This window comes from Chitinophaga sp. YR573 (assembly GCF_900110995.1).
GTDB lineage: Bacteria > Bacteroidota > Bacteroidia > Chitinophagales > Chitinophagaceae > Chitinophaga.
The window spans coordinates 1084786-1096758 of record NZ_FOJF01000003.1; the positions used below are offsets into that span (position 1 = coordinate 1084786).

At 41.2% G+C, this 11973-nt stretch carries 12 protein-coding genes; 6 read left to right on the forward strand and 6 right to left on the reverse strand.

The annotated features are described in order from the left end of the window. Nucleotides 1-10: 10 nt before the first annotated feature. A complete protein-coding gene (locus BMW86_RS30795) occupies nt 11-1582 on the reverse strand; it encodes a S53 family peptidase (protein ID WP_089787548.1) in 1572 nt (523 codons plus the stop codon). 336 nt (nt 1583-1918) lie between these two features. Here BMW86_RS30795 and BMW86_RS30800 point away from each other — a divergent pair, with 336 nt between their 5' ends. Next, nucleotides 1919-2824: a helix-turn-helix domain-containing protein gene (locus BMW86_RS30800; protein ID WP_089787551.1), complete on the forward strand. Its 906-nt coding sequence runs from the start codon at nt 1919-1921 to the stop codon at nt 2822-2824. Here BMW86_RS30800 and BMW86_RS30805 read toward each other — a convergent pair. Beyond that, complete coding sequence (locus BMW86_RS30805; RefSeq protein ID WP_089787553.1) at nt 2816-3211, reverse strand: hypothetical protein; 396 nt, start codon at nt 3209-3211, stop codon at nt 2816-2818. The two genes, BMW86_RS30800 and BMW86_RS30805, sit on opposite strands and share 9 nt — an antisense overlap. Before the next feature lie 125 nt (nt 3212-3336). On the opposite strand from BMW86_RS30805, the gene BMW86_RS30810 reads away from it, so the two are divergent. Continuing rightward, complete coding sequence (locus BMW86_RS30810) at nt 3337-4083, forward strand: SDR family NAD(P)-dependent oxidoreductase (protein WP_089787555.1); 747 nt, start codon at nt 3337-3339, stop codon at nt 4081-4083. A 40-nt stretch (nt 4084-4123) separates the two neighbouring features. Here BMW86_RS30810 and BMW86_RS30815 read toward each other — a convergent pair whose 3' ends face one another. Genes BMW86_RS30815 through BMW86_RS30830 form a run of 4 tightly spaced genes read right to left on the reverse strand, consistent with a single transcriptional unit; the run spans nt 4124 to nt 6806 of the window. Further along, nucleotides 4124-5101: an aldo/keto reductase gene (locus BMW86_RS30815; RefSeq protein WP_089787557.1), complete on the reverse strand. Its 978-nt coding sequence runs from the start codon at nt 5099-5101 to the stop codon at nt 4124-4126. Nucleotides 5102-5122: 21 nt separating this feature from the next. Continuing rightward, complete coding sequence (locus BMW86_RS30820) at nt 5123-5557, reverse strand: nuclear transport factor 2 family protein (protein WP_255373048.1); 435 nt, start codon at nt 5555-5557, stop codon at nt 5123-5125. Nucleotides 5558-5576: 19 nt separating this feature from the next. Beyond that, nucleotides 5577-5954 (reverse strand): nuclear transport factor 2 family protein, encoded by a 378-nt coding sequence (locus BMW86_RS30825; RefSeq protein ID WP_089787559.1) that lies wholly within the window; start codon nt 5952-5954, stop codon nt 5577-5579. Nucleotides 5955-5963: 9 nt separating this feature from the next. After that, complete coding sequence (locus tag BMW86_RS30830; RefSeq protein ID WP_089787561.1) at nt 5964-6806, reverse strand: aldo/keto reductase; 843 nt, start codon at nt 6804-6806, stop codon at nt 5964-5966. Between the two features lie 174 nt (nt 6807-6980). Here BMW86_RS30830 and BMW86_RS30835 point away from each other — a divergent pair, with 174 nt between their 5' ends. The 4 genes from BMW86_RS30835 to BMW86_RS30850 all read left to right on the forward strand — a co-directional run bounded on the left by BMW86_RS30835 (nt 6981) and on the right by BMW86_RS30850 (nt 11971). After that, a complete protein-coding gene (locus tag BMW86_RS30835; RefSeq protein WP_089788302.1) occupies nt 6981-7877 on the forward strand; it encodes a helix-turn-helix domain-containing protein in 897 nt (298 codons plus the stop codon). 8 nt (nt 7878-7885) lie between these two features. After that, nucleotides 7886-8905, forward strand: coding sequence for a serine hydrolase domain-containing protein (locus BMW86_RS30840; protein ID WP_089787563.1), 1020 nt, complete (start codon nt 7886-7888; stop codon nt 8903-8905). 363 nt (nt 8906-9268) lie between these two features. Beyond that, the gene (locus tag BMW86_RS30845; RefSeq protein ID WP_089787564.1) at nt 9269-10051 is read left to right on the forward strand and encodes a hypothetical protein; all 783 of its coding nucleotides are present in this window, start codon (nt 9269-9271) and stop codon (nt 10049-10051) included. 9 nt (nt 10052-10060) lie between these two features. Continuing rightward, nucleotides 10061-11971 carry a hypothetical protein gene (locus tag BMW86_RS30850; RefSeq protein WP_089787566.1) on the forward strand — a complete coding sequence of 637 codons (1911 nt, stop codon included), beginning with the start codon at nt 10061-10063 and terminating at the stop codon, nt 11969-11971. The last annotated feature ends 2 nt before the right edge of the window (nt 11972-11973 follow it).

The window sequence follows — 11973 nt, forward strand, 5'->3', positions numbered from 1 at the left end:
AGCTTTTTATTTATGCAAGAATTTCCAATAATTTAGATCCTATAGGAACACCCATACCTGTGCAGGGATCCCATCCTTTTCCTGCTTTATATCCTTTATTACCTGTCACCGTAATATTATCTCCCTGAGTAATATCCCGGCATACATCTGCAGACGCATATAACTTCGTATGGATAAAACCTGCCGGCTTTTTCAGCTTTTCATTGATCAACGCAATTAAGCCCGCCATTAATGGTGCTACGGCGCTTGTGCCACCAATCACCATACTCTCTCCATCCACCAGCACATCATAACCCGTAGCTGGATCAGCCACAGCAGCTATATCAGGTACGCCACGGCCAGCCTTTTTAGTTTGCAGGGATACCGGTACTTTACTGGCGGACTGGTAATCAGGGAGAGGGAATATGTCACTGACACCTCCACCGGTAGCGCTGCTGTCGTTTTCATGCCATACCACTTCTTCGGTGATTTCATTCGCTGCATTTACGTTTAAACGGGTGCCACCGCAAGCCAGCACATAAGGACTGGAAGCCGGAAAATCCACATGTACCTGCCCGTCGTTTACACCATCATTAGAGCCGCTGTCGCCAGCCGCTGCACAAATCGTTACGCCCATCGCTGCTGCTGCCTGGAATACCCCGTTATAGGCTTGCAGGGACTGCTCTGTCCAGTTGGACTCTGCGGATCCCCAGCTGATGGAGACGACAGATGGTTTGTAACGGGTATCATGTACGGCCTGAGAGATAGCATCCAGGAAACCGCTATCAGTGTTAGGGGCGAAGTATACAGCCAAAGTAGCGCCATGTGCCACGGCTCCTGCTACTTCTATATCCAGTAGTACTTCCCCGTCGGCACTATCCGGAGTGCTAGGGTTGTTATGTCCACCATCCACAGAAATTGCTTTTACTTTTGGTTTGCTGAGCTTTAATGATTTGAAATATTTGGTGATATCGGCAGTCTTATATCCGCCTCCTAATTCAATAATGGCAATGCACTGACCTTTACCCGTTACATCGGCCGGATAATCATAAATACGTGCCAGCTGATCCGCTGTGAAAGAGGTGCTTACCTGCCGGGCATATGCTATTTGTCCGCTGTTCCTGATCTTGAATTTAGGGGTAGCTATCTGCCTGTTGTCGAGTCCGAACACACCTTCTATGATATTGTCCAGCTCCAGGGGCACCTGTAGTTCACCGCTACGTGCCCGGAAGGTACAGCCTTCTTTATCTTTATATTTGGTTACGGCGGTACGGAAGGCATTTTCCATTTGTAAGAGAGAGCCTTGGACTTTTACCGTTCTGGCATTGGCATCTACTTTTACGAGGGTTAATCCGTAGTGATCTGCAAACTCAGTTACTTTTTCCAGGTCTTCTTCAGAAGCCCCGTATTCTTTATGAAATTCTTCTCTTGAAAGGCTTTTAAAACCTTTATCTGTTAATGGATCGGGTAAAGGTTTGTTGGGTTTGATACGGATGGTGACGGTGATCTGCTCGTTTTTGGTAGTGTCGTCGGTTGGCGTAGCCTGTGGCGCAGACTTAAAGCTGCCTTTTAAAGCCACATACTGGTTAAACTGGGTTTCCATGGATCTGTTTTTTTAGTGATAAACGTTATAAATACTCTACTTGTTGCATATGCTTTACTCACTCAATAAACGTGCTAAATCCTGCTTTTAGGAGCCTCGCGTAGATTGCCAGGTGTTATTGATCATGAATACACTACATCTGACTGTTTAGTTCTTTGATTTAGCTTTGGAATATGGGTTCAAGGTTTGTTTTTCAATTTAACTTCACCTAATATTCACGTCAGATAAGGTGTATTTATAATCAATAACACCTGGCACGAATGGCACGAAGATTATGTAGTCAAACTGAGGCCCTACCCTTTTAGGAAGAAATGCATATATTTGATTTTTGAAAGTATGGAAATCGCCTCAATTGAAGATTTTTACCGGGATACGGCTTCGCTGATCCCTGAATCTCTTAACAAAGAGATCGGGCATTTTAACGTGTTTAAAATAGCTGACCTTTTTGCTTCCAAAGAAATGGTCATGCCTTATAATCGCCGGGCTTACTATAAAATAAGCCTGATTAACGGCAGGAATAAGGCTGAATATGCAGACAAAGTGATTGATATTGAGAAGAATGCACTGCTGTTTGCCACACCTAAAATACCTTACTACTATAGTCCCCTGGACAATGAGCAATCCGGGTACTTCTGCATCTTCACTGATTCTTTCTTAGCTAAAAGTAATAGTGGTACTAACCTGGAAGAATTACCTATCTATCAGCCGGGTGGTTACCCAATATTCCAGCTTACGGACGAGTCTTACGCTGATATCAATCACATCTTTGAGAAGATGTTCAAGGAGCTTTCTTCTGATTATGCCTACAAATATGACCTGCTGCGTAATTACCTGCAGGAGCTGATCCATTACGGGCAAAAGCTGCAGCCTGCTTCAGCTTTATATCCCACGCATAATGCGTCTGCACGTGTATCTTCGCTGTTTATTGAGTTATTGGAACGGCAGTTCCCGATAGATTCTCCGCGTCAGAAGCTACAGTTGCGTACAGCCAGTGATTATGCGGACCAGCTGGCGGTGCATGTCAATCATCTGAATAAAGTATTAAAGGAAAATACGGGTAAAACCACGACTGAGATTATCAGTAGCAGGGTAGTGCAGGAAGCAAAGATCCTGTTAAGGCAAACTGACTGGAGTATTTCTGAGATTGCCTATTGCCTTGATTTTGAACAGGTAGCACATTTCTCTACTTTCTTTAAGAAACAAACATCAATGACTCCGCTGGGCTTCCGCAGCTTAAAGTAATTCTTCCCTGGTAAGGTAATAGTGTATGTTCTGTAACTGGTGAACATGTACCAGTGGGCGTCCATAAGGGATCAGCTCTGCTGTGAGCAGTTGAAAGGAGTACCCGTCATCTCTTATATACAGGCTGTCTTTATGGGTGTACTTATAGGAAAACACGTTCTCATCTTCTCCATAATCCTTATCACCTCTAACATATCCAAAACCAATTAAATGATCAGCTTCCAGCACGATGGGGTTCACTTTATCCAGTGGCAGCTTGTTTTTGGGTAAAGAGGTACAGTAGATAAAGCCGTCCAGGATCCCTTCCACCTTAAAGCTGGTTTCAATTAAATATAGATTGTAGTACCATACAAGGTTACCTATGCGTACATCAGCTTCCTCTATCATAAGACTATTTTAATTCTGTTGCAATTATACTGGTAATATTTGAATTTCGAAGATGATTGATTGAAAGTCGAAAACAAGTTGCCTCTATTGCGTGTTAGCTTTGTAACATCAAAAAACAACAAATCATGAGTAAAATTGCATTAGTCACCGGAGCCAACAGAGGTTTAGGTAAAAACATAGCATTGAGTCTTGCAAAAGATGGAGTGGACATCATTGTAGTGAATCGTAGTAAAGCTACTGATATAGTAGATGAAATCAAAGCATTGGGGCGGAAAGCGGTAGCTGTTCAACTGGATGTTGCTAATACAAGTAGTTTTGATGCTTTTTATAAAGAGGTGGGTGCACAGTTAAAATCTGAATGGGGCAGGGAGCAGTTCGACTACCTGGTGAATAATGCCGGTATTGATGCACATTCCTTATTTCCTGACACAACGGAAGAAGCGTTTGACAGCCTGATGAATGTGCACTTCAAAGGTGTATATTTCCTTACACAGAAAGCTTTGCCTTTTATCGCAGATGGCGGTCGTATTGTGAACCTTTCTACTGGTTTAACACGTTTTTCTACGCCAGGGTATGCTGCTTATGCATCTATGAAAGGCGCTGTTGAAGTGCTGACAAAGTACCTGGCTAAAGAATTAGGGGGCAGAGGTATTACCGTGAATGTAGTAGCACCTGGTATTACGCATACAGACTTCACGAAAGCAGCGTTTGCGCATAACCCTCAGCTGGAGACGTTTATGAGTAACAGTACAGCGTTGGGCCGTGTGGGATTACCGGAAGATATTGGGGGTATTGTAAGATTCCTGTGCAGTGAAGAAGCGCATTGGGTTACGGCGCAGCGGATAGAGGCGTCAGGGGGAATGTTCCTCTAAATTATAATGGAATATCCGCTCTAGGCGGATATTCCATTAATTATTTTCCTACTCTATTCTGCAAATGTGCAGGGTACCTTGCACCTTGTATGGCGATTTTTGAAGCAGCATTTTCTATTTCCTGCAAATCATTTATTGTCAGGTCAATAGAGGCTGCACCAATGTTTTCCTGTAGACGGTGCAATTTTGTAGTTCCCGGAATAGGTACGATCCACGGCTTTTGCGCCAATAGCCAGGCTAATGCAATTTGTGCAGGTGTAGCATTTTTTTCTGTGGCGATGGTTTTAAGAAGATCTACCAGTTCCTGATTAGCTTTCCTGTTCTCTTCAGAAAAACGAGGTACAATGTTTCTGAAATCGGTACTGTCAAACTGTGTGTTTTCGTTGATAGCACCTGTTAAGAAGCCCTTGCCTAACGGACTGAAAGGAACAAAGCCGATTCCTAATTCTTCAAGTGTTGGTAAGATTTCCTGTTCAGGTTCCCGCCACCATAAAGAGTATTCACTTTGTAATGCTGCAACGGGTTGTATTGTATGTGCTTTGCGAATGGTTTGTGCGCCCGCTTCTGACAATCCCCAATGTTTTATTTTCCCTTCTTTCATTAAATCCTGAATAGCTCCGGCAACATCTTCAATAGGAACATTCGGGTCAACCCTGTGCTGGTAAAACAAATCAATGTAGTCTGTCTTTAACTTTTTCAATGCCGCTTCTGCTACGGCTTTAATATTTTCCGGACGGCTGTCCATTCCCAAAGTTGGTTGACCTTCTTTGAAGCCAAATTTGGTAGCAATAACTATTTTGTCGCGGAACGGTGCTAATGCTTCGCCCAGTAATTCTTCATTGGCGCCATATGCTTCTGCAGTATCAAAAAAAGTTACGCCTGCATCAAATGCTGAACGCAATAGTTGAATGGCTTCCTTTTTGTCTGTTGCAGGACCATATCCAAAACTCAATCCCATACAGCCTAAGCCCAATGCAGATACTTCTAATCCGCTTTTCCCTAATGTTCTTGTTTTCATTTTTTTAATGATTTTTAATGATCAAATCCCCAGCTCTGCTTTATCCTGCCAGCCAAATATCGATTTTCGTTTGGAAATCAGCCATTGGTTATTTACCCGTGTATATTCATCGTTATAATGAATGCCAAAAGTGGTTTTCATTTTTTTGCCGTTTTCTGCACCAATAAGCGTTACCGTGCAGTATGCAATTCCTGTTGCTCCGTTATCATTAAGGATTACGGTTTGCTGCCCGTTGAAATGATAAGAAGTTTCAAAATCTTTCAGAAAAGCTGTAAAGGTATCTTCGATTTCCTGACGTCCATGCAAGGTTGAAGCCAGCTGACCACCAAAATACAATTCTACAATTGCGTTTTCTGAAAAGAGGGCGGCTTGTTCCTTCATTTTTCTTTGATCGCCATATATGGCATACGTATCTACTAATTCTTTTAATGCAATTTTGTCTTCAATCTGGCTCATTATTTTATTTTTATTAGAATTAATAACTTGATGTGGTGTGAAGATTTACCAACTTCCATTGATCATTTTTTCGTGTATATACTTCTGTATAGATCAGATTATAAATACTGCCGCCATTTACTGTAAATTTTGCTTTCCCCACCAAAACAGCAGTATTGCCATAGACTTTTGCTACTTCTTCTTTTGGTTCAATCTTATTATAACTAAACCTGCCTGTTTTCAACTGGTTTATCCAATCTGCTTTAGTCGTGATGTGTCCGGTGATATGAATGAAAATCAATTCATCGTCAAACAAATCGGCTAACTTGTCAAATTGCCGGGTGGTTTTCCATTGAAACTTCTCATTGGAAAGGTGGAGGATTTCTTTTTCTGAAAATTGCTGTGTATTAGTTTCCATACAGAATGTTTATTTTCTACCTCCCAACCATTTGACAATAGCGGGGTCGCGATGATCGAAGAAAGCGCTTTGCTTTTCATCGAGAGATTTTATCTGTTCCATATCTGCTTCGGACAATTCAAAATCGAATACGTCAAAGTTTTGAATGATACGCGCTGGAGTTATTGATTTAGGTATCACCACAATGTTCCGCTGAATCATCCAGCGGAGCACAACCTGAGCGATGGACTTATTATATTTTTTACCGATGGCAGCAATGAGCTCATTACTGAAAAGGTTGTTTTTCCCTTCTGCAAATGGCCCCCAGGATTCTTGCTGTACCTTGTTTTCCTCAAGAAACTTTTGTGTCTCGATTTGCTGATGGAAGGGGTGTGTTTCGATCTGGTTCACGGCAGGGGCGATCTTGTTGAAAACGATCATATCCATTACCCTGTCCGGCATAAAATTACTGACGCCGATCGCCCTTATTTTACCAGCTTCGTATAACTCTTCCATGGCGCGCCAGGCACCATGCACATCGCTATAAGGCTGGTGGATGAGGTAGAGGTCGAGGTAATCCAGCTGTAATTTGTTCAGCGAAACCTCAAAAGCTTTTTTGGCTTTTTCATAGCCGGCATCGGCTACCCATAGTTTAGTGGTAACAAAGAGGTCTTTGCGGGCTATACCGCTTTTCTTTAAGGCAGTGCCTACGGACTCTTCATTCCCGTAGGATGCAGCCGTATCTATGGAACGGTAACCGGCTTCCAGTGCGGTTAATACCGATTTTTCACATTCGGCAGCATCCGGAACCTGAAATACACCAAAGCCTAAAATGGGCATTTCTACACCATTATTTAATTTGACGTTGTACATACGATTGGATTTTTTATTATCTTCTATCAGCGGGAATCCTGTTTACTGACGCAAAGTTCAGGCTTGACAGTGATGATTTTATTATACAGATTACGGCATTCTCTACCAATATTACTGATTGGGGTAACGGGGTGATCCGAAATGTATAGATTTGTATCAGATAAACAGTTGAATATGGAAAAAGTTGTGGATTTTAAAAGTATTGTTGATTATAACAACTTTAATAAGCATAAGACTTTACATCCTCTGGTCAGCATTCTTGATCTCTCTAAAGCAGATCCAAGGCAACATTATAAAATGAACTTTGGCATTTACTGCATTATACTAAAAGATGTAAAGTGCGGGGATTTAAAATATGGGAGGGACTATTACGATTATCAGGAAGGCACATTAGTCTTTTTTGCTCCCGGACAAGTGGTGGAAGTGGAGAGTTATGATGAATTCTATCAGCCCAAAGGACATGCCCTGGTATTTCATCCCGATTTAATTCATGGGACTTCACTGGGTAAAATAATCCATGATTACAGCTTCTTCTCCTACAATACGAATGAAGCACTGCATCTATCGGATCGTGAAAGGGAGATTATTCTGGATTGTTTTGCCAAAATAGAATTCGAACTGCAACAATCCATCGACAAGCATAGTAAAAAACTGATAGCTTCCAATATTGAATTGTTCCTGAACTATTGCGACCGGTTTTATGATCGTCAGTTTATTACAAGGGATAATGTTCACAAGGGGGCTTTGGAGAAATTTGAGACTTTGTTACATGACTATTTCAATTCTGACAAACCTCAGGATATTGGCTTACCTTCTGTTGGCTGGTGTGCTGATGAGCTTCATCTTTCTCCCAATTATTTCGGTGATCTGATTAAGAAGGAAACGGGGAGATCTGCACAGGAATATATTCAGAATAAAATAATAGATCTTGCAAAGAATAAGATATTCGATGCAGGTAAAACTGTGAGCGAAATAGCCTTTGAACTGGGTTTTAAATACCCGCAACACTTTACAAGGTTATTTAAGCAACGGGTAGGACATACTCCTAATGAGTATAGAAAAATGAAATAACGCGCTATATGAAGTATTTATCATTTCTTTTGTTATTCAGTCTTCGTTTATCTGCACAGGATTTCTCTGCTGTAGATAAATATCTGGAAGATCATATTGCAGCTTATGATGATAATGTAGTAGTACTGGTTTCTCAGCATGGCAGACTTATTTATAAAAAGGAAATCAATTTACGTGCGGATGATAAAAGAGTGATCGCTTCTGCTTCTAAGTGGTTATCTGGAGCAGTCATTATGTCTCTGGTAGATGACGGGAAATTGTCTTTAACGGATACCGTGGGAAAGTTCCTGCCTGTGTTTACTAAATACCATAAAGGGAATATCACTATAAGGCAGCTATTTTCGCATACTTCCGGGTTTCCGGGCAATTCCCCTGAGCGATATGAATACAGCAAAGATTTGAGCCTCGCAGAGGCCGTAGATTCGATTGCGGTGCATACAAAGATGATCAATCCTCCCGGAGCTGCATTTAACTATGGTAGTGTAAGTATGCAGATAGCAGGCAGGATAGCGGAAGTTGTTTCCGGTAAATCATGGCAGGCGCTTTTTAATGAGAAGATTGCCCGTCCCTGTGATTTAACGGCTAATTATCTGTTGATGAATTTCAGGAATCCGTTATTGGCAGGAGGGGTGCGTACTTCTGCTAGTGATTACCTTCATTTTTTAGAAATGATTGTCAATAAGGGGATGTATCATAATAAACAGGTGTTAAGTGAGAAGGCGCTGGGGGAGATGTTGAAAGACCAGACAGCAGGAGCTATTTTTCAGGATACTCCTTATCCGCTTAATCCCGAGTCTCCTACGTCTAAGGATACCGTGCGATACGGGATAGGGAACTGGATTGATGTGCATACTGCATCCGGGGAGATATTGGAGACTAGTAGTCCGGGTGCTTTTGGAACACATCCCTGGCAGGATGAGAAAAACGGGATTGCGGGTATTATATTTACGAGGAGCAGTATCAGGAAGAGTAGTTTGTCGAGTGTGCATGTGAGAGCGATGATCAGGGAGATAGTTGGTGTACATTGAGAATGAAATATATATACTGATGGAGTATATAATTCAAAACGTATGTGTATATAAAGCCCCGCTTTGATAAACAAGGCCGGGGTGGGATAAGCCATCTATTGGTAATCCTCTCAAAGTGGCTCACATAGCAGATAAATAATACCAGCACGAATATATTTGATCGCATTATTGGTCTGGACGAAAGTCTGGGTCCACTCTGAAATAAATCCTCCCAAATGCAATTGAAAAGCATTTGAGAGGATTTTTCTTTTTAGAGATATTCCAAAAAATACAAACTAGTTTGTATTTTTTGAATGCTCTATCTCCTTTACCTTAGATATAAAATTCCCCAAACGATCAGGCGAACTATTAACACCCCGCATAATGACCGCAAAGCTATATTCAGCCTTCACTATTCTTGCATTTATCATATTCAGTTGTAATAAAAACACAGATCAATTACCTCCACCTGACGCTCCTCCGACAGAACTGGTATTATCTGCCAGATTAAACGGTCTGGCGGTGGTAGACTTTATCTTTCATCAAACCAGGACTCAGTCCCACGATACCGTTTGGCTTTCCCTACACAATGCTTCGGGTGCAGCCATCCCCAAAATGAAATATCTGGTTGAACTCTGTAACGCCGTACCGCAAAGCTATACAAACTGTAACCTGCAACTAGTGGATACCTTAAGAAACACGCTGCAATCAGATGCGATTCTTGAAAAAGTATATACCTGGATAGACAAAAATATTAACCTCGATAGTATGCTTATTAATACCGGGATTATTTCCTGTACAGGACTGTCGTCTCATCCCATAGCTGGTGTTTATCAATCCACGTATGCTGTATTTGAAACAGAAGGTAATAACACAGGTTATTACGGTAACGTTAGGGCATATATTTTTGCTGATGGGGTTACTACTTTCCGACTACAAGGACAGAATGAAGACACCTACAACGCCACCGGGCAATTCATCCAAACCCTTGCTTTTGATGGGGTGCTGAAAAAAGGGCAGGACATACTTTCTCCTTTCCACCTGGACACGGTAACTAGTAATCAACTGCTAGATACCAGCAATGGTAAGCTAATACTTCGACTGCATCTGACTACTCCCATCTCCGATACGATCCATTCTCTTCTCTTCACTACACAACGTGTTTAAAGATCATACATGAAATCATACCTGTTATACCTCTTTTTTTTCTTAATAGTCATTCCTGTAGGAAAAGTATTCTCCCAGGAAAAAGACATACAAATCACCCAAACGAAAAAATTTACGGTTTATCATGCGAACGATGGAGGCAATATTGTATTGAACCTGAAAGCAACCTACTATAGTAAAGGAGATACATTCACAGTTTTTAAAGATGACCAACGGATGTTTGGATTATCATCTCCGCTTAACCTGCGCGAATTCCGTGATAGCATAACACACTCGCTCAACAACACTTCCTTTACAAATGAGTTTTTTTCAGAATATTCACTTAATGAGATTTTTCTCTGGCTATATTTATTCCGAGTAGACGATAAAGAACCTAATATCGGCTTCCTGAACCTGGGTACAATTACTAATCACGATGAAAATAACTCATCTGCCAGGGTTTTCCTGCTGGATAGCATGAGAAATATCATCAATCATCAAAGAACCGTCTTCTCTAATAACAAAAAGGCAGTTGTAAGTCTGCTCAATCAATATAAAAGTAAAATTGGGGACTCCAATAAAGAATCGTCAGATAAAGTATTGATAAATAATTTTTTACAAAAATTTCATGATGAACCTTTTCCCAAATTGGACTCCGCTGCGTTATACACAATTGGCCAAAAAAATAAAAAAACATCTCCAGAAAATAATCTGCTGAAAGTTAGCTCCCCGGCGTACGAAGCCGCAAGAAAAAACGTATCCGATGCCAATGACGCGTTGAGGGTAATGAATATCTTTCCCATCGAAAAGGTGAGTATCCAGTTCGAACGGGGATATATTGAACGTATACAAGCTTGGGTCAGGAATAGAACCGGAGGTACAGATATTTATGAAAATACCTTTGCTATAGGGTTCTCATCCATCAATAATTTAAAAGCCTTCCAGCGAACAAAACTCTTTATGAGGAAATCATCCCAAATAGGATTCAACAGCTGCATTTTTCTGAGTGACGTAATTGGTAATTACGATAACCTGCTCGACTTATATACCCGTGATTACAGTCCGGCAGATACCGTGATCAACTTCGCTTACCCCGAAGAAATGCCCCTTATATCTTTAAAAAAAGAAAGAAATATCCGTTTATTTGACGGTAAAATCTTCACCGACCTTGGTGGAATAGACCAGGAATCTCCCAATGGACTTGTACAGGTTGAAATATGTAGAAGATTTAACCTCAATACCTATCGGTGGCAGGCAGGGGAACGCCAGGATGTAGGGGCTTTTTCTTATCTGAACGTGTACGGTGCACTTTCTAAAATAGAAGACAAAAATAAAGTACTACCTCTCCATAATCAGAATACGGTCATTAACAATACATTAGTTTCACCCTCTTATACCACTAATCTGGACTTGAGACGATATGAAAACTTCTCTATGGGAGTTGACCTAAATGCTCTTCTCTACGACTTCCCGGATATGAAATTCACCGCTTACCTTGACTTTGGTATCAGATATGGGCACGTAGTATTAGGCGACACTATCCGAAATATCGTTGGTGGCATTGTAGCTCCCGGGAAAGACACTTCTTTCTCCGGACACACCGTTACATTAATGCTTCCCAGGATCTCAGTCGAAATCTTCCAGGAAAGAAGAGTAGGTCTTGTCATGAGTTATAATTATAACCATACTTACGCCTTTACAAACAATCAGTTCAAACAGATCATGAGCTATAAAAAATCGGATCTGAATAATATTGTTACAGAAAGAGCTGCACGAAATTCTCATCAGTTAGAACTGTTATTGCGTGTGGAAACTTCGGAAAAAAATAACGGACAAATATTCTTCCGGAGTAGATTTTTCTGGCAACAGGGAGACGCTAATACCTTCTTCTCGCAGATTCAGGTAGGATATGCCTATAATATTATTTACCGAAATAACTAGTG